We start from the raw sequence: 19,600 nt of genomic DNA on the forward strand, positions 1-19,600 counted from the left end.
TCCCAATCAAGATATGGCCCGCGCCGCGGCCCAGACCTTCTGTGGCGTCGCCGGCATGGTGAGCTCGTTGTTGCCGATGGCGTCGGTGATCGCGTTGATCAGGGCTGGCGGCGAGCCGATCGCCCCCGCCTCGCCGCAGCCCTTGACGCCGAGCGGGTTGCTCGGGCAGGGCGTGTTCGAAGTCGTCACCTTGAACGAAGGCAGATCGTCGGCGCGCGGCATGGCATAATCCATATAGCTCGCCGTCAGCAATTGGCCGCTCTTGTCGTAATGCACCCCTTCGAGCAGCGCCTGGCCGATGCCCTGCGCCAGTCCCCCATGCACCTGCCCTTCGACGATCAACGGGTTGATGATATTGCCGAAATCGTCTGCCGCGACGAATTGGACGATCTTCGTCTGACCTGTTTCCGGATCCACCTCCACTTCACAGATATAGCAGCCGGCCGGGAAGGTGAAATTGCTCGGATCGTAGAAGGCACCTTCCTTCAGACCCGGTTCCATGCCGGGCGGCAGATTATGGGCCGTATAGGAGGCGAGCGCCACCTGCGACCAGGGGACCTCCCGGTCGGTGCCGGCGACCTTGAGGGCGCCGTTCTCGATGACGATATCGCTCTCGTCGGCCTCCATCAGGTGCGCCGCGATCTTCTTCGCTTTGGCTTCTACCTTGTCGAGCGCCTTGAAGACGGCCGACATCCCGACGGCGCCGGAGCGGGAACCATAGGTACCCATGCCCATCTGCACTTTGTCCGTATCGCCATGGACGATATTGACACTGTCGATCGGCACACCGAAACGCTCCGCCACAACCTGGGCAAAGGTCGTCTCGTGCCCCTGGCCGTGGCTGTGAGAGCCTGTCATCACCTCGATTGTACCGACCGCGTTGACCCTGACCTCGGCCGATTCCCACAGGCCGACGCCCGCGCCGAGCGAGCCGACGGCTGCCGACGGAGCCAGTCCGCAGGCCTCGATATAGCAACTCATGCCGATGCCGCGCTTCATCCCCCGACCCTCGGCTTCCGCCTTGCGTGCGGCGAAGCCGTCCCAGTCGACCGTCTTCATTGCCGCCGTGAGCGATGCTTCGTAATCGCCGGCATCGTAGTTCATGATCACCGGCGTCTGATGCGGGAATGAACGGATGAAGTTGATGCGTCTGAGTTCCGCGGGAGAAAGCCCGAGCTCGCGCGCGGCCGTCTCCATCGTGCGCTCCAGAAGGTAGGTGGCTTCCGGCCGCCCGGCACCGCGATAGGCGTCCACCGGTGCGGTATTGGTATAGACCGTGCGGACATTCGCGTGGATCGCCGGAATCGCATATTGCCCGGAAAGGAGCGTCGCATAGAGATAGGTCGGCACACAGGAGGAAAACAGCGACATATAGGCGCCGAGATTGGCGATGGTGTCGACCTTCAGCGCCGTGATCCGGTTGCTGCTGTCGAAGGCCATCTTCACGGTAGACACATGGTCGCGGCCGTGCGCATCCGTCAGGAAGGCCTCGGTACGGTCCGCCGTCCATTTCACCGGCACGCCGGTGCGCTTCGAGGCCCAGAGACAGACGATCTCTTCCGGATAGATGAAAATCTTGGAGCCGAATCCGCCGCCGACGTCGGGAGCGATTACCCGCAGCTTGTTCTCGGGCGCGACATTATAAAAGGCACTCATCACCAGCCGCGCAAGATGTGGGTTCTGGCTCGTGGTGTAGCAGGTGAAATGGTCGTCGCCGGCATCGTAGATTCCGAGCGTCGCACGCGGCTCCATCGCATTTGGAGACAGGCGGTTATTGACGATCTTCAACTCCGTCACGTGCGCCGCAGCGGCGATCGCCTGGTCGGTCGCGCCGGCATCGCCGATTTCCCAATCGAAGATCAGGTTGCCCGGTGCTTCCGGATGGATCTGCGGCTGGCCTTCGCCCAGCGCCTCGACAAGGTCGGTGACGACCGGCAGGGTTTCGTAATCGATGACCACAGCTTCCGCCGCGTCGCGCGCCTCCGCAACGCTGTCGGCGACAACGATCGCCACTGCGTCTCCGACATAACGCACCGTCTTGTCCGCGAGCGGCCGCCAGGCGCCCATGCGCATGGGAGAGCCGTCTTTCGAATGGATCATCCAGCCGCAGATGAGATTGCCGATCCCGTCCGCCAGCAATTGCTTGCCGTCGAGGACGTCGATCACCCCTGGCATGGCCTTGGCCGATGCCACGTCGATGCTCCTTATCGTGGCATGCGCATGCGGGCTGCGGACGAAAGCCGCATATTTCATGCCCGGAACGACCATGTCGTCCGTGTAGCGCCCCTTTCCGGTCAGGAAGCGTTTGTCTTCCTTACGCGCCACGCGCGCGCCGATGCCTTCAACACCCATTGCCTGTCTCCTCCCGAAATCCAGTAACGAATTTCCGTTTGCGGAATGACGAAAAATGCGGCGGCGCTCCCCCCGCATCGCGCTCCCTCAGGGATTTCTTCATTCGGCAGCCTGCCGAACGCCGCCCGTCTCGGCCGCGGCGGCCAGGATCGCCTGGACGATGTTGTGATAGCCGGTGCAACGACAGATATTGCCTTCGAGCTCGGTGCGCACGGTCGCCTCGTCAAGACTGCTGCCGTGGCGACGGATCATATCGACGGCCGCCATGACCATTCCCGGCGTGCAGAAGCCGCATTGCAGTCCGTGATGTGTCTTGAAGGCCGCCTGCACCGGATGAAGCTCGCCGTTGGACGCCAGCCCCTCGATCGTCGTCACAGACGAACCGGCCGCCTGGGCGGCAAGGATGGAACAGCTTTTCACCGATTGCCCGTCGATGTGGACGACGCAGGCACCGCACTGGGTCGTGTCGCAGCCGACATGGGTGCCGGTCAGGCCGAGATTTTCGCGGATAAAGTGCACCAGCAGCGTTCGGTCGTCGCAAGTCCCGCTTACCTGACGGCCGTTGACCGTCATTGTTATTTTCGCCATTTCGCTCCTCCGGGTCGGTCCAGAGTCGAGCACGGTTTCAAATCGGGTGAGATGCGTTCACGCGACAGGAAGCACGCGCCGACCGATATCAAATGCCCTTCCGCCAGCGGGGTCCGCTCCTCCCGAGCCCGCGTGGCGACGTTGTAACATTTGTCTTTTTTTTGGGTTGCCGCAACCGTTTCACGCGGCAACGGGCAAAAAAAAGCTGGTTTGGATGTGACGCAGGAAACAGCGCCTTCATGTTCCGTTCAGGAAGGATCGCATTATGTTGCATAAGGACGATCTCGCCATATCCGTGCATTTTCCGCGGCGGCGCGTTATGTTCCTGATGCAAGTTCAAGTGGAGGGCAGCGCTTCGCACCCTCCCATCATCATAGGACGGACGAGGCGGCATGCTGAATTCGTTGAAATCGGAGAGGACATTATGAAGAAAGCCTTCGCGCTTGTGCTGGTCGCCCTGTCGGTAGCCAGCTGCACGCAAACCGAAAAGGGTGCCGGCATCGGCGCCGTTTCAGGGGCGATCATTGGGGGCGCAGTCACCGGCGATGTCCGTGGCGCGGCAGTCGGTGCGGCGATCGGCGGCGTTTCCGGCGCTGTTATCGGCCACGTTACCGATCAGCCCGGCCAGTGCTACTACCGCGACCGCTACGGCCGCCGCTACATCGACCGCTGCTGATCGAGCAACGGCAGGGATCACAGGCCCCGGAAGGATCCGGGGCCTGTCGAACACTGGAAACCTCGAGATCACGATGTTTCAGGTCAATCGACCTGAAACATCGTGATCGATTCAAAAGATTTGGGCCGCGGGATGCGGGCGGAAAAAAGCATACACTTTCCTCATCGCGCTCTACTGCGCCGCGATCTCGCTCGCCACCGAACCGCTACCCGCTCCCGCTTTCACAAGCCCGTTGCGGAGACGTTGCAAGTCTGATTCCTGCACGTAATGCTGCGTGGCAAGGAAGGCGTCGATGTCGAATTCGGGTGCCAGCGCCCGAACCTTCGCCATGTGCGCCTGAGCGGCAATGTCATCTCCGAGACAGCCATAGCAGGCAGCGACGAATGCATGCTGGGCGTGGTCCATCACCGAAAGGTGCATGAAGGCTTCGATCGACTCTCCATACTGCCGGGCCGAGAAACAGGCCTTGCCGAGATGGCTCCAGAACCGTTCCGGATGATGAGGATTGAGCTGCATCGCCTTGCGAATCCACTCGATGCCCTCTTCCGGCCGCCCCAGCCACATCAGTAATTCGCCCTGCTGAACCACCACCAGATCGTAATTGGGGTTGAGAGAAAGGGCCCGCTCCTGATGGTAGCGCGCGGTGGTCAGCGCATTGTTGTTCACATTCACGGCGGCGAGGATGCGATGAACATCGGCATCATTGTCGTCGAGCGCCAGCGCCCGGTCCAACTCGGAAACGATCTCGGCCCAGGCTGCATCCTTGTCATCGCACCAGCCATGCACCCAGGCCTGGCCCAGGATGCATGCCCGCCAGGCATGCGCGTGCGCATAGCCTGGATCAAGCGCGACAGCCCTGTCTATGAGGGCCCGAGCCTGCCGGTTGTCGGCCACCGTGCTCCTGTGATGCAGCACTTTCGCGGCAAGCGCACACTCGTAGGCAGCCATGTTCGCCGGCTTCGTGCGGGCGAGCAGGTCTCGTTGCGCGGCCTCGACGCGCCCGGGGAGCGTTGCCGCTATCGCCGACGTCACCTCGTCCTGAATAGCAAAAATGTCGTCTAGTCTGCGATCGTATTTATCTGCCCAGATATGGGCGTCGTTGACCGCATCTATGAGCTGAACCGTCACGCGAACCCTGTCGCCGATCTTGCGGACGCTGCCCTCTACCAGGTACTGCGCTCCCAGCTTCTCGGCCACTTCACGCACATTTACGGGCTGGTTCTTGTAGACGAAGCTGGAGTTGCGCGAGATGACGAAAAGCTCGTGCCGGCGCGACAGCTCGGTGATGATGTCTTCGGTCAGGCCATCGGCGAAGAACTCCTGGTCAGGGTCGCCGCTCATATTGTCGAAAGGCAGCACAACGATCGCGGGTTTCGAAACGGAGCGCCCCGCATCGGCCGTTTCCGGGAACACCGGCAGGGTGCCCTCGAGCGCCACGCGGAAAAGATGAATCGGTCGGCTGATATTCTTCAGCATCTTCTCGCCCAGATCTTCGATCGAAACCTCGAGCCGGTCGGCGACCTGCATTGCGACCGCAGCCGTCACGCAGATCCCGCCTACATCTGCCAGTTGCTCGATACGAGCGGCGATGTTCACGCCGTCGCCGAAAATATCGTCGTCCTCGAAAATGATGTCGCCGAGATTGATGCCGATCCTGAACTCGATCCGCCTGTCCTGCGCGACGTCGGCATTGCGCCGCTTCATGCGGCTCTGGATCTCCACGGCGCATTTCACCGCATCGGTAACGCTCTGGAACTCGACCAGCATTCCGTCGCCCGTGGTCTTGATGAGATGGCCCTTGTTCTTCTCTATTGCCGGATCGATGAGTTCTATCCGGTGGGTTCTGAGGCGGGCGAGCGTACCCGCTTCATCGGCCTCCATCAGGCGACTATAGCCGGCCATGTCGGCTGCAAGCACTGCGGCTAATCTCTGTTCCATCGGTTTGCCAATAAAACGAGTGGAGGAATCGCCCTTTTTACGGACCGCGACATCATGAGGGGTCCAGGCGGATTCTAGCGCAGCCGGGGGCAATCGCCTATTCAAATTAGTGACCGCTTGTAAAGGAGCCGACACGGTACTTCTATGTCAACGGCCACGGAACCATCGCTTGCATACAGTGTTCGACCTCGTCGAACCATTACGAGGTGCCGCGACGATGAAGTCAGAAATTTCCGTAAAACACCGTTTCGCCGATTTGGACGGCCTACGCGTCTTCTATCGCGAAGCCGGACCGAAGGACGCGCCGGTAGTGCTCCTCCCGCACGGCTATCCCTGCTCGTCATACGAGTTCCGCAATTTCATGCCGCGCCTGGCCGACCGCTGGAGGCTCCTCGCTCCGGATTTTCCCGGGTCGGGATATAGCGACACGCCGGGCGGGTTCGCCTACGACTTCGACGGGTTCACCGATTTGCTCGATGCCTTCATCCGGCGCCTGGGCCTGGAGAGATTCGCACTTTATTTGCATGATTTCGGATCGCAGATCGGGCTTCGGCTGGCGATGCGCCGTCCTGAGCGGATTACGGCGCTTATCATTCAAAATGGCGACATCTACGAAGATGAGCTTGGTCCGAAATACGCGCCGTTGCAGGCCTATTTCCGCAATCCTACGCCGGAAGGCCGATCCATGCTCGGTAAAGCCGTCAGCGAGGAGGGATACCGCGACGAGTTTCTCAACGATGTCCGGCCCGAACTTGCCGAACGGATTTCTCCCGACCTCTGGAAACTTCATTGGTCGCTGACGACGGCCCGGCGGCGGGAGATCGCGATAGACGTCATCGCCGGGTTGCGGGAAAATCTCGCATGGTTCCCCCGCTATCAGGCCTATCTGCATGAGCATCGGCCGCCTACGCTGATCGTCTGGGGTCCACAGGACGGCTACATGCCCGAGGGCTCTGCTCGAGCCTATCTCCGCGATCTGCCCGACGCCGAATTGCATCTGCTCGACGGAGGCCATTGGCTGCTGGAGACGAACCTGTCCGAGGTCGTTTCCCTCTCACGGGATTTCCTCACGCGCGCGGCACCGGGGTGAGACACCCCTCCTCCGATCTCAGCTGGCTTCCCGCCCTTACGAGGTTTGCGCTTATGCTGCATAAGCGCAAACTTCGGCCTTGTGCCTGATGCATCACAGAACGAGTCCTTTTGTCGAAAATTCGTCACCGAATCGCCAATTCGGGGTGGATGCGGCGGGCGGTCATCGTTAACAGATGGAAAACTATGTCCTGCTAGCTTGGCCGACGCCGCGTATGCAGGCAGTTGGTACAGAGTCGCCTGAAACGGGATGCGGAGAGGAATGTCTCCACCACGATCGAGTATTGCGCACTGGAAGACAGCGACCGCGCTCACAATCGTGGCTTCGGCGGTGCTCGGCCCGTTTTCCGTTGGCGAGGCCTATGCGTTCAAGATTTTCGGCATGCGTTTCTTCGAAAGCGCCGAAGACGAAGTGCAGGTCGTAGACCCCGTCCGCTATACGCTTGCTTTCGAGGCAGGAACGGATGACGAAGAGCTGCGCGAGGCGCTGGAGAACGGCTCCCGGCTGGTACAGGATCAGGAAGAACCGGTCTCGGGCGATCTCGGGCTGGCGATCAAGGCACGCGACGACCGAGATCGGCTGCTGGCGGTGCTCTACGAAAAGGCGCGCTACGGCGGCACGGTCAGCATCCTCATCAACGGCCAGGACATAGACAGCCTGCCCCCCGATCCCGCCTTCCCGGACGGGCAGCCGGTGCCGGTCGTGGTTCGCGTTACTCCGGGCGCGGCTTTCAAGCTTGGCTCCGTGCGGCTCGAAGGAGACGCCGCGCGGCTCGATCCCGCAGCCTACGGCCTCGAACGTGGCGCCCGCGCCGACTCGACCTTGATCATCAAGGCCGGCGAGCAAATCGTCGACGATCTCAAGGAACAGAGCCGGCCGCTGGCGAAGCTCTCCGAGCGCAGCGTCGTCGCCGATCATGCGACCACCACCGTCGACGTGACGATCAGCGCCGATGGCGGGCCGGTCGCGCCCGTCGGCGACCTGACCGTCAGCGGGGCCAAAACCGTCGATCCGGATTTCGTCAAGGACTATTCCCGCCTGAACCACGGCCGTCCCTACTCGCCGGAGAATATCCGAAAGGCCGCAGAGCGGCTGCGGCAACTGAACGTCTTTTCCAGCGTCACCATCAATGAAGCCGATGGACTCGCGACCGACGGCACGATACCGATGAATATCCAGGTCTCTGAAGGCAAGCACCGCTATTTCGGTTTTGGCGGTCAGGTCTCGACCACGGATGGCCTCGGCCTCCAGGGCTATTGGGGCCATCGCAATCTCTTCGGACGCGCCGAGTCGCTCCGGATCGAGGGTTCAGTAGACCGGCTCGGCGAGACCAAAGACGTTACCGGGCTCGACTACTCGGCCGGCATCCTCTTCGCCAAGCCCGGCGCCTTCGGACCCGCGTCGACCTTCACGGCCAGCGTTAAGGCGGCAATCGTCGACCCAGACGCCTATAGCGCCAAGACGGTGACCGCCGCGATCGGCGCCGGCTTCGAGCTATCGCCCGAGGACACCTTCTCCGTCGGTGCGGAAGTGGGCTGGGCGGATGTGGACGACGCATTCGGCTCCAATTCCTACATCACCGCAGCTCTTCCGTTCGAATATGTCCACGATGCGCGCGACGACAAGCTGAACCCCACGGAGGGCTACCGGGCGCTGATCAATGCCAAGCCGAGCTACGAGATCGAGGGGAAGACCTTCTTCAGCTCCTTCGAAGCGTCCGCATCCGGCTATTACGCGCCTGGAACGGAGAATCGCTTCGTGCTCGCCGGCAAGCTCGGCGCCGGCGTGCTTGTCGGCGGAGACGAACTCTCCGACATTCCTGCAACCCGACGGTTCTTTCTCGGCGGCGGCGGGTCGGTGCGTGGCTACTCCTACCAGGAAATCAGCCCGCGCGACGCCGAAAACGAGCTGACCGGCGGCCGCTCCTATGTGAGCGGCTCCCTCGAAGCCCGCATCGGCGTCACCGATACGATAGGCATCGTACCTTTTGTCGATTTCGGAACTGTTTCGGAAAGTACGACGCCCGATTTCTCCGACATCCGGGCCGGCGCCGGCATCGGCCTGCGCTATGCGACGCCTTTCGGGCCGATCCGTCTCGACTTCGCCGTGCCGCTCAACAAATATCCGGGCGGCACCGATTACGGAATCTATGCAGGGATTGGCCAGTCCTTCTGATGCAGAGTGCTTCTGATGCCCAATCTATCTGATGCATGAAGCGACACCGTGGTAAGATGAGCAAGGTCCTGCCTGCTGGCGATGCGTTGCCGCCCTGCCGATTCCACAGCGGCGCAACATGGACTATGGATAGGACATGAATCAGGTCACCCGCTTCCTTCGATCTGCGCTGCGGTACTTCTTTGCCGCCCTCGGCACCCTCGTGGTCGTTCTCCTCCTGCTCGTGGCGTTTCTGGGCTTCACGGTACCCGGCGCCCGCGTCGTCGCCTGGGCGATCGAGAAATACGCGGCAACCCCCGACCAGATCGTGCGCATCTCCGAGCCGGGCGCCCTCCTGACCGGCGATTTCACCGCCGGCACCATTACGCTCTTCGATGGCAAAGGCATTTATGCGGAGGTCCGCGACCTCTCGGTGGACTGGTCGCCTGCCGAGCTTCTCTCACTTCGCTTCGACGCGAGCAGGATTACGGCTGGTTCGATCCGAGTAGAGCGGCTGCCGGTCCCCTCGACCGAGACCAGGAAGGTCCGTTCGACCTTCGCCCTTCCGGTCGACGTGAAAATCGACGCCTTCGATCTCAAGGAAGTCGTCCTCGGCAAGCAGATCGCCGGCGAGGACCATTTCCTGACGGCCCAGGGCGAGCTGAACGCGACGAATTCCAGTGTCGCTCTCGTGCTCGATGCCGCCGAACGGGACCGCCCGGATGCGCGAGCAACCGCCGATCTCGTCTTCAATCCGGCCGGCAACCAGCTGAAACTCGAAGCGGAACTGACGGAGCCGAAGCGCGGCCTTCTGGCGAGGCTGCTGCGCCTCCCCGGAGAACCTGCCGTCAACATGACCGTGACCGGACAGGGGCCGCTTTCCGATTGGACGGGCTCAGGCACGGTTTCGCTCGACGGAAGCGAGATCCTTCGCCTTGACGGCCGGCACGTGCTCGCCGCCGAGGAGACGCACCAGCTGACGGTTTCCGGCGGCGGCGCCTTCGCCACGCTGATGCCGCCCGCGTTCAGGCCGCTCTTCGAGGGGACTAGCAGAATCGACCTAAGGGCGGCGTTCGATGGCAGAAGCATGGTCCGGATCGAAACGGGCAAGGTCTCGACCGGCGCTCTGACGCTCGACATTTCCGGTACCGTCGACAGCCGAGGCGAAAACAATCTCAAGGCAAGTCTCACCGGCACCAGCGGCCCGTTCGATTTCCGCTGGCCGTTGAAGGATGGCGAGTTGCAGGCGCTTATCGATACGGCAAACGTGTCGCTGATCGGCGACGGACAATCCGCCATCCTCGACATCGCAGCCGACATATCCTCCGTGAACCTGCCGCAGGCCCGCCTCGGCGGCATCCGGCTTTCGGCCCAGAGCGACGCCTTCAATCTGGAAACCCGGTCGGGCCCCTTGAAGACGACCGTAGAGATCGCCGAGAGCCGCTTCGCAAATGCCGATCTCGACCGGGCCGTACAGGCACCGGTCAAGCTGGACGGCACTATTGCCATCGCTCCGGAAGACATCCGTTTCGATCCGCTGACGATCGAGAGCGCAAGCATTGGCGGCACGGTCTCCGGCAGTTTCGATCGCGCCGAGACAACGCTTGAGGCGGCGTTCAAGGTCTTCGCCGTGAGAGAGGTACTGCCCCCGGCGCTTGTCGAAAAATTCGACAGGACGATCGCTCTCTCCGGCAACGCAGTCGTGGAGCAGGACGGCAGCGTCCGGTTGAGCGGACTGGACGTCAAATCCGGTGCGGTCGACGCCTCTGGCACCGTTGCACTTGCGGGGAGCATATTGACTGCGGACATCGAGGGAACGCTTCCCGATCTCGGACGGCTTCTCGCCGATGCGCAGGGCTCGGCCGCCTTCCATGCGCTCGCATCCGGCCCGCTCGACAAGCTCGGCATCGAAGCGGAGATAACCTCCAACGGTGCGACGCTTGCCGGCCGCACGCTGGACGATCTCGTCGTCAATGCCGATGCGACCATCATGCCGGAAAGTCCCGAAGCGAAGCTGACGGCAACCGGCACCCTCGACGGTCAGGCAATCGACCTTCGCGCCGACGTGGTATCCAGGGATGGCCGCACCTCGATCCCCACTCTCGAAGCCAAGGTCGGCGAAAACCGGCTGACCGGGGCGATTGACCTGACCTCCGACTTCAAGCCGAACGGACAAATCGACTTCAACCTGCCCGATTTCGGCCTCATCGCCGCCATGGCCGGGCAGCAGGCATCCGGCGATCTCGCCGGATCCGCGACGATCCGGACCGAAGAGGGCGTTACGTCGCTCGCGCTGACAGCTCGCGGCGAGAGCATCAAGCGCGACGCATTGACGGTTGCCGCGCCCGTGGTCGACGTCAACGTCTCCGATATTGCAAAACTGGCGATCAAGGGCGGCATCAAGGCCGAGAGCGCCGCACAGGGCGAGAATCGCCTGACGGACATCGACATCGCTTTCGAGCAGCAGGCAGACCGAACGGGCTTCTCGATCAATGCGGAGTATGACGGCGCGCCGCTGGCAGCGACCGGTGATCTGGCGAGCCTTGACGGCAGAACCGAGATCCGCCTCGCATCGGCCTCGGCTGTAGTCAAGCGCATTCCACTGCAGCTTGCCAGACCCAGCGTCGTCGCGGTCGAAAACGGTGTCGTGCGTATCGACGGGCTGACGATCCAGGCCTCGACGGGTACGGTCTCCGTCACCGGCACCGCCGGCGAAGCCTTGGAGATCTCGGCTGACATCAACGGCCTGCCCGCCACCCTGATCAACAGCTTCGCACCGACGCTCGGGGCCGAGGGCTCGATTGGAGGCAAGGTCGACGTCGCCGGCGACGCCGGGACACCGGTCGTGCGCTACGACCTCACCTGGAGCGGCGCTTCGATCGCCTCCGTGCGGTCGGCCGGCGTAGAGGCAGAGGACCTGTCCGCGAAGGGGACCGTGACGGTCGCCGAGGACAGCATCCGCCTCAATCCCCTGGCCATCGAACGCGCGGGTTTTCGCGGCGATATGACGGCAAGCCTCGACCGCGCCGACATGACGGCCGAAGCGGATTTCCAGTTCGTTGCCGAACCCGTCGTTCTCCCGGCCGGCATCGGCGCGAAGTTCGATGCGCCGGTCAACGTCTCGGGCAAGGTCGCGACAGGGGCCGGCGGGAGGATCGAACTGAGCGCGCTCGAGGTCAGATCCGGTACCGTCAACGCCACCGGCTCCGCCGCACTCGCCGAAGGCGCACTGACGGCGGAGATCGAGGGCGCATTGCCGGACCTCGGCAAACTGCTCGCCGACGCCAAAGGCAGAGCCATCTTTACCGCCGACGTCTCCGGGCCGCTCGATGCGCTCGGCGTCAAGGCGGAAGTGACCTCCAGCGGCGCGGCTCTCGCCGGGCGAACGCTCTCGGATTTCGTGATCACGGCCGACGCGACCGCCAGACCTGGCAGCCCGCAGGCAAAGCTGACAGCGACGGGAGCCCTCGACGGTCAGCCGATCGACGTCAAGGCCGAAGTGGTTTCGAAAGACGGCCAAACCTCGATTCCGACCCTGGAGGCGAAGATCGGCGATAACCGGTTGACGGGCCGGATCGACCTGGCGACAGGCTTCAAGCCGGAGGGTACGATCGACTTCAACCTCCCCGATCTCGGCCTGCTAGCCGCCATGGCCGGCGAGAGGGTTTCCGGAGATCTTTCCGGCTCCGCATCTATCAGAACGGCGGACGGTGTAACTTCGGTATCGCTGAAGGCGAGCGGCAGCGGCATCAAACGCGGTGATCTTACGATCGCAAAGCCGGTTGCCGATATCAGCATCGCCGATGTGGCGGCACTCGCGATACGGGGAAGCGTCAAGGCGGAAAGCTTGGCCCAGGGTCAGAATCGCGTCACCGGGCTCAATCTCACCTTCAATCAGCAGGGGGGCAGAACCGGCTTTGCCATCGACGGCAGATATGATGGCGGACCTCTCTCGGCGAGAGGCGACATGACGGCAAGCGGCGGACGCACCGAAATCCGGCTGGCTTCATTCGCGGCAAGTCCGAAGCGAATACCGTTGAAACTTGCGCGTCCTACCATCGTCGCCATCGACAACGGCACAGTGCTTCTCGATGCCCTGACCATCGAGGCATCGAAGGGAACCGTCACGGTGGCCGGCTCAGCGGGACAGACGCTCGACATCTCGGCCAAACTCAACGCGCTGCCCGCCGCGCTGATCAACACCTTCGCCCCGACGCTCGGAGCGGAAGGCACGATCGCCGGTACGGTGGACCTGGACGGAACGGCGGCGGCTCCGGTCGTCGTCTACGACCTGAGATGGAGCGGCGCCTCGGTTGCCGCGGCACGTGGCGCCGGCGTGTCCTCGCTGGACGTTGCGGCAAAGGGCCGCTTCGCAGACAACCGGGTGACCGTCGATGCCACTGTCTCCGGTCCGGGAAATCTCTCCTTCCGAGGCGGCGGCAATGTCGATCTCGGCGGCAACATGCCTATCTCGATGAAGTTCGCCGGCGACGTGCCGTTCGCTCTGCTTGCCAATATCATGGCGCAGCAGGGCTTTACCCTGACCGGGTCGGCCCGGGTCGATCTGGCGCTCTCCGGCTCGGCAAGGGCGCCGCAGATTGCCGGCACCGTCTCTACTTCTGGCGCCCGGCTGGTGGACGTTCGCCGCAATCTCGCGCTCAACGACCTAACGGCCAATGTCGCGCTCGACGGAAGACAGGCGACGATCTCGCGCCTCTCGGCCAATCTCGCCAGCGGCGGATCGGTCGCGGCGAGCGGAACCATTGGCATCGTCCCCGGCTCCGGCTTCCCCGCAGACCTCAGAATCCGGCTCAACGACGCTACTTATGTCGACGGCACGCTGTTTACCGCAAACCTGGCCGGCGACCTGACGCTCAACGGCCCGCTCGTCTCGTCGCCCGTGCTTGGTGGAAGATTGACGATCCGCAGGGCCGCGATCACCATACCGGAGAGGCTGCCGGCCTCGCTCTCGGAAATCGACATCAAGCATCGCAACGCCCCGGCTAGCGTTCGGCAGATGACGAAAGACCTGCGCCGGGATACGTCCGCAGGCACCGAGGCGAGCGGCGCCATCGCCTTCGATCTCGCGGTCAATTCACCGGGCCAGTTTTTCGTACGCGGGCGCGGCATCGATGCCGAACTCGGCGGCGATCTGACGATCCGCGGCACTGCCGTCCAGCCGATCGTTTCCGGCGGATTCGACATGCGCCGCGGGCGCCTTGAGATTCTCGGCAAACGCCTGACCTTTACCGACGGTCACATCGGCTTCGGCGGAGACCTCATTCCCACGCTTGATCTCGACGCCACGTCGAGCGCCGGCTCGACGACGATTACCGTCAACGTCGCCGGTCCTGCAAACAACCCGAGGGTGACCTTCTCCTCGTCTCCTGCGCTTCCGCAGGATGAGATCCTGGCGCAGCTCATCTTCAACCGGTCGCTCAACAATCTCTCCGCCTTCCAGATCGCACAGCTCGCTTCGGCCGTGGGCCAGCTTGCCGGCGGCGGCTCCACGTCGCTGCTCGACGGGCTGCGCAACAAGCTCGGCGTCGACGATCTCGACGTCACGACCGACGAGAGCGGCGGCGCTCAGGTACGCGCCGGAAAATATCTGAACGACCGGACCTATCTCGAATTGCAGCAGGGTTCCGACTCGGCCTCCAGCAAAGCGATCATCAATCTCGATATCGGCCGGGGCGTGAAACTGAAGGGCGAAGCAGCCGGGGACGGCTCGGCCGCCGGTGGCATATTCTTCGAAAGGGAATATTGATTCACCGAAATGACTCGGTCCGCCGATCGGTCACGGCGGACTGTGCATTGCGCCGATCATTCAGCGGTTCGGATGACGGAGCCTGCCTTAAAGCGCGAAAAGTGTGTGCGGTTTTCCGCCCGCCTCACGCGGCATTGCGGTCGACTCCGAACGCATCCAGCGCCTCGCTCTCGCCCGTTGCCGTGAACAACGCCCAGATGTGACCGAACGGATCGATGAGAGCGCCGACGCGGTCGCCGGTCGGCAGCGTTTCGGCCACGTTGCGCAGACTGGCGCCACTTCCGATGGCACGCTCGAGCACGCGGTCCACATCATCCACATGAAGTTCGAGGATTGCCGCGGTCGTGCCGAGGGCGTGCGGAGATCGCGGGCCGCCGAGCCGCGGTTCGGCGTCCCGGCGCGGATTGGCACCGGCCACCCGGAAAACCGAGTCGCCGATGGAGAGATCGGCGCTCGTCAGAATGCCGCTCCACTCATGCTTCTGAAGCAATTCGGCGCCGAACACATCGCGGTAGAACGCAATCGCCCGCTCTTCGTCCCCATGCCTGACGAAGAGCTTTATGCAGATCTGACGCACCGACGGCGCGCCGGAATAACTGGCCATGGCAACCTCCCTGGCACGCGATGATTTCGGGCGGGTGGAACCCGGGACCAAAAACGCCATTGTTCAATAATGAGACCGCCGCGAAGACCGCGCCCGTACTCATGCCTCTCTTGTTTGCTGAGACGAACATCTTACCGGAAGACATGAACAAATCAAGAACAAAAAGACTATGAACTGCTGTCGTGCGGGGACGCGGCTGCGCTCACCACGCCCCTGTCAGCTTGCTGGTCTTCAACAGGATGTTCGTTTCGGTCACGGTAATTCCATCGATCAATCGAATGCGCCGCAAGGTCTCGTCGAAACTCGCAAGATCCCGATCCTCAAGCTCGGCGATGAAGTCCCACCGGCCGTTGGTGCTGTGCAGGGCCCGCACCTGCGGCAGCCCGCGCAATTGCTCCGCGACACGGTCTGCCATCTTTCCGTGAACCTCGATCATGACGATGGCCCGGACGCCGGAAGCGGGTATTTCGGCGCCGGTGCGGATGGTGAAGGCGGCAATCGTGCCATTGGCCACCAGACGGTCGATGCGCGCAGCGACTGTCGCACGCGAGACGCCAGTGATCGCCGAAAGCGTCGAGACTGGCATGCGGGAATTTTGCCGGAGGGCGCCGATGAGCGCCTGATCGAGATCATCCATCTTGTCATTTTGTCGAAACGGGCTTCTCACTTTGCACATCTTAACTTGCCGATCGGCAGTTTTCCATCTTTTTGCCGACACGCTTTTTGACGATAATCTGCCGGGTTTTACGGGGCTCCGGACTCACAAGACCAGCAAAGGGAAGATGCGGACATGAAAACCATCACATTGATCGGCGCACCCATAGAGGAAGGCTCCGGCCGCCGCGGCGCAGGCATGGGGCCGACGGCGCTCAGGATAGCAGGCATAGACACCGTCCTTGCGGAACTGGGCCATACGGTCACCGACGAGGGGGACCTGAAGCCGGTTCCGGCGCGAGACCTCGCCAAACATCCGGGCGCCAACAATCTGCAGACCGTTGCGGCTTTCGCCCGGGCGCTCGACGAAGCCGTGCATGACACCGCGCGCAAGGGAAATATCCCCATCATTCTCGGCGGCGACCACGCCCTTTCGATGGGTAGCGTTTCCGGCATGGCGCGGCATGCTCATGAGGTCGGACGGCCCCTCTTCGTCCTGTGGCTCGATGCGCATGCCGACTTCAATTCGCCGGTGACCTCGCCCTCGGGGAATATGCACGGCATGCCCGTCGCCTTCTTTTGCGGCGAAGCGGAGTTCGCTCCGATCCTTCCGAGAGACCGGCCGCTGGTCGATCCGAAGAGGGTTTACCAGGTCGGGATCCGTTCGGTGGATGCCCGCGAGCGCGAGGAGATCGCAGAGCACGGCGTCAATGTCTTCGATATGCGCACCATCGACGAGATGGGCATGGCTCATATTATCCGCCAGATCGTCGACGAGGTACGGGCTGCCAACGGCCTCCTGCATGTCAGCCTCGACGTGGATTTCATGGATCCGGAGCTTGCCCCTGGCGTCGGCACGACGGTCCCTGGCGGTGCGACGTTTCGCGAGGCACATCTTATCATGGAGGTGCTATGCGACAGCGGCCTCGTTTCGTCGCTCGACGTGGTCGAGCTCAATCCGTTTCTCGACGACCGGGGAAAAAGCGCGCGCATCCTGGTCGAACTGACCGCAAGCCTCTTCGGCCGCCGCATCCTGGACCGCCCGACCCGCGCCGCCTGATGCTGATGCTCGGCTCGGCTCCGCTCCAACGGGACGACCATCTTCAGCAAAAGCTTAACGAATCCGCGCTTAGAATAGGCATACAGAGCGCAAAGCGGATTCTCCGCGCATGAAGCGGCTTGCGCCGCGCCGGATGTCATCGGCGGACCACCACTCCCGGATGAGCACTGCGCCTGCAGCATCCAGGGGAGCGTCTACTGAAAGCTGAAAGGACTTTCGATGACAACCATGCCGAAAGCAGCCGCATTTGACGGCGAGACGCTTGAGATCATAGCGTTCCGCCTGCACGAACAGGAATTTTGCGTCAAGACCACGACGATCCGCGAGATCCGCGGCTGGGCCCCGTCGACGCCCATTCCGCATGCTCCGCCGGAGGTGATCGGCGTTATGAATCTGCGCGGTACGGTGATCCCTATCATAGACCTCGCTCACAAGCTCGGCATGAAGTCGACCGTCACCAACGAACGCAGCGCGATCGTGGTCGCCGAGGTCCACAACATGGTCATCGGGCTCGTCGTCGACCGCGTTTCCGACATTCTGACCGTGCAGGGCAGCCAGGTGCAGCCCGTGCCGGAAGTCACCGCCTCTTTCGACAAGAGCTTTGCGGAAGGCATCATCGCCAATGATCAGGGCATGATCTGCTTCCTCAATCTCGCCCGCATGTTCAAGGAGCGGGAAAACGACGAACTGGCCGCCTGAGCCTGCGCATCGTCAGCTTTCTGAGAACGGTTCGGCAAAACGAATCGTCCGCCGACAATGCGGACCTGCGCGCGCATCAAAAATTTCAGAGGGGATCATGTTCTCTTTCACCAGGAGCCTGGACGCACGGCAGATCATCGAAGCCCTGTCCAAGTCGCAGGCCATCATTCAGTTCGATCTGACCGGCAAAGTCATCCACGCGAACGAAAACTTCTGCAGGACGCTCGGCTACAGCCTGCAAGAGATCACGGGCCAACACCATAGCATCTTCTGCGCCCCCGATTTCGTGGCGTCCGAGGAGTATCGCCACTTCTGGGCTCGCCTCGGCCGCGGCGAGTTCGACAGCAATGCCTATCGACGTCTCGCCAAGGGCGGACGGGAGGTCTGGATCCAGGCGAGCTACAATCCAGTCTTCCGCAACGGCAAGCCCTACAAGGTCGTCAAATTCGCAGCCGACATCACCGCAGCCAAGATGAAGGCCACGGAAAATGCCGGCAAACTCGATGCCATTTCCCGCTCGCAGGCGATGATCGAGTTCACCCCGACCGGCGAGGTCCTGAGCGCCAACGAGAACTTCTGCGATACGCTTGGCTACCACCTCTCCGAAATTCAGGGCCGGCACCACAGCATGTTCTGCGAACCGACATATACCGCCACAACCGAATATGCAGACTTCTGGAAGCGGCTCGCCCAGGGAGAATTCATCGCCAACGAGTTCGTCCGCTATGGCAAGGGCGGCAAGGAAGTCTGGATCCAGGCAGCCTACAACCCGATCCGCGATCCGAACGGCCGGGTCTGCAAGGTGGTGAAGTTCGCGACCGACGTCACCGAGCGCATGGCTGCAATCAATTCCCTCGGCGCCGGCCTGCGTGCGCTTGCCGAGGGCGATCTGGCACAATCGCTCGATACACCCTTCGTTCCGAGCATGGAAAGGGTGCGCAAGGACTTCAACGAAGCGCTTGTGCGCCTCTGTCGGGCCATGCAGACGGTCGGCGAGAACGCCAGCGCGATCGCCGCTGGATCGCGCGAGATCCGATCGGCTGCCGACGATCTGTCGAAGCGCACAGAACAGCAGGCGGCCTCCGTTGAAGAGACGGCCGCAGCACTGGACGAGATCACCACGACCGTGACAGGCTCGAGCCGCCGCGCTGAGGAGGCAGGCAATCTGGTTGCGAAGACGAAGGACGGCGCCGAGCGTTCCGGCCTCGTCGTCAAAAACGCTATCAGCGCCATGGATCAGATCGAACAGTCCTCGCGCGAGATCAGCAACATCATCGGCGTCATCGACGACATCGCCTTCCAGACGAACCTGCTGGCCCTGAATGCCGGCGTCGAGGCGGCACGTGCCGGAGAGGCCGGCAAGGGCTTTGCCGTGGTGGCTCAGGAGGTCCGCGAGCTGGCGCAGCGCTCGGCAAGCGCCGCAAAGGACATCAAGGCCCTGATCACCGCTTCAGGCGAGCATGTGAGGAACGGCGTATCGCTGGTCGGTCAGACCGGGACCGCCCTGGAGACCATCCTGGCGCAGATGCAGGAGATAAATCACAACGTGTCGGCGATCGTGAAAGCCGCCCGAGAGCAGTCGACCGGCCTCAAGGAGATCAATCAGGCGGTCAATGCAATGGACCAGACGACGCAGCAGAACGCCGCCATGGTGGAGGAAAGCACGGCCGCGAGCCACAGGATGTCTCAAGAGGCCGACGCGCTGCACGCCATGCTCCGTCAGTTCCGCATCGGAGGGGAAGCGCCGTCCGCAAGCGACAACAGGGCACCCCATCCGGCCACGCAACTGCACCCGACCGCGAAGGCGCTGCGCGGCGGCACGAGATCCAACCTCGCACTCGTGCCCGCCGATTGGGAGAATTTCTGATCTCGGCAGCGCCGCGTCTGCTGTACTGAATCGTCCCTCCAGTCCAATGACTTGGGCTGGCTGGCAACTGTGTTTGTCAGGTGGTTCGTCGGAAGGTTGTTTTGTCCCTGATGATGGCGTTTGCGATGGCGAGCAATTTGCGGGCAAGCGC

Annotated in this window: 12 protein-coding genes; 7 read left to right on the plus strand and 5 right to left on the minus strand. The window is 62.6% G+C overall.

Going from position 1 to position 19,600, the window contains the following annotated elements; genetic code table 11:
- Positions 1–6: 6 nt before the first annotated feature.
- Positions 7–2,352, minus strand: coding sequence for a xanthine dehydrogenase family protein molybdopterin-binding subunit (locus FB009_RS29930; RefSeq protein ID WP_012067095.1), 2,346 nt, complete (start codon positions 2,350–2,352; stop codon positions 7–9).
- Positions 2,353–2,451: 99 nt separating this feature from the next.
- On the minus strand, positions 2,452–2,940 hold the full coding sequence (locus FB009_RS29935) for a (2Fe-2S)-binding protein (protein ID WP_012067096.1): 489 nt from the start codon (positions 2,938–2,940) through the stop codon (positions 2,452–2,454).
- Between the two features lie 424 nt (positions 2,941–3,364).
- Here FB009_RS29935 and FB009_RS29940 point away from each other — a divergent pair, with 424 nt between their 5' ends.
- Positions 3,365–3,616 carry a glycine zipper domain-containing protein gene (locus FB009_RS29940; RefSeq protein WP_024312335.1) on the plus strand — a complete coding sequence of 84 codons (252 nt, stop codon included), beginning with the start codon at positions 3,365–3,367 and terminating at the stop codon, positions 3,614–3,616.
- Between the two features lie 171 nt (positions 3,617–3,787).
- On the opposite strand, the gene FB009_RS29945 is transcribed toward FB009_RS29940, so the two are convergent.
- Positions 3,788–5,554 (minus strand): adenylate/guanylate cyclase domain-containing protein, encoded by a 1,767-nt coding sequence (locus FB009_RS29945; RefSeq protein ID WP_018010667.1) that lies wholly within the window; start codon positions 5,552–5,554, stop codon positions 3,788–3,790.
- A gap of 217 nt (positions 5,555–5,771) precedes the next feature.
- On the opposite strand from FB009_RS29945, the gene FB009_RS29950 reads away from it, so the two are divergent.
- From FB009_RS29950 to FB009_RS29960, 3 genes are all read left to right on the plus strand, one after another.
- Positions 5,772–6,644 (plus strand): alpha/beta fold hydrolase, encoded by an 873-nt coding sequence (locus FB009_RS29950; protein ID WP_012067099.1) that lies wholly within the window; start codon positions 5,772–5,774, stop codon positions 6,642–6,644.
- A gap of 261 nt (positions 6,645–6,905) precedes the next feature.
- A complete protein-coding gene (locus FB009_RS29955) occupies positions 6,906–8,819 on the plus strand; it encodes an autotransporter assembly complex protein TamA (protein WP_012067100.1) in 1,914 nt (637 codons plus the stop codon).
- Positions 8,820–8,955: 136 nt separating this feature from the next.
- A complete protein-coding gene (locus FB009_RS29960; protein WP_127581973.1) occupies positions 8,956–14,565 on the plus strand; it encodes a translocation/assembly module TamB domain-containing protein in 5,610 nt (1,869 codons plus the stop codon).
- Positions 14,566–14,689: 124 nt separating this feature from the next.
- Here the strand turns inward: FB009_RS29960 and FB009_RS29965 are convergent, their stop codons facing one another.
- Both FB009_RS29965 and FB009_RS29970 read right to left on the minus strand, forming a co-directional pair.
- Positions 14,690–15,169, minus strand: coding sequence for a VOC family protein (locus FB009_RS29965; protein WP_012067102.1), 480 nt, complete (start codon positions 15,167–15,169; stop codon positions 14,690–14,692).
- A gap of 202 nt (positions 15,170–15,371) precedes the next feature.
- Positions 15,372–15,806: an Lrp/AsnC family transcriptional regulator gene (locus FB009_RS29970; RefSeq protein ID WP_012067103.1), complete on the minus strand. Its 435-nt coding sequence runs from the start codon at positions 15,804–15,806 to the stop codon at positions 15,372–15,374.
- A gap of 153 nt (positions 15,807–15,959) precedes the next feature.
- On the opposite strand from FB009_RS29970, the gene rocF reads away from it, so the two are divergent.
- The 3 genes from rocF (at position 15,960) to FB009_RS29985 (ending at position 19,449) form a co-directional block, all read left to right on the plus strand.
- Positions 15,960–16,883, plus strand: a complete 924-nt coding sequence (gene rocF, locus FB009_RS29975; protein WP_012067104.1) for an arginase — start codon at positions 15,960–15,962, stop codon at positions 16,881–16,883.
- A gap of 219 nt (positions 16,884–17,102) precedes the next feature.
- Positions 17,103–17,582: a chemotaxis protein CheW gene (locus FB009_RS29980; protein WP_012067105.1), complete on the plus strand. Its 480-nt coding sequence runs from the start codon at positions 17,103–17,105 to the stop codon at positions 17,580–17,582.
- A gap of 97 nt (positions 17,583–17,679) precedes the next feature.
- Positions 17,680–19,449: a methyl-accepting chemotaxis protein gene (locus tag FB009_RS29985; protein ID WP_012067106.1), complete on the plus strand. Its 1,770-nt coding sequence runs from the start codon at positions 17,680–17,682 to the stop codon at positions 19,447–19,449.
- Positions 19,450–19,600: the final 151 nt, after the last annotated feature.

The sequence above is a fragment of the Sinorhizobium medicae genome, from assembly GCF_007827695.1.
GTDB classification, from domain to species: Bacteria; Pseudomonadota; Alphaproteobacteria; order Rhizobiales; family Rhizobiaceae; genus Sinorhizobium; species Sinorhizobium medicae.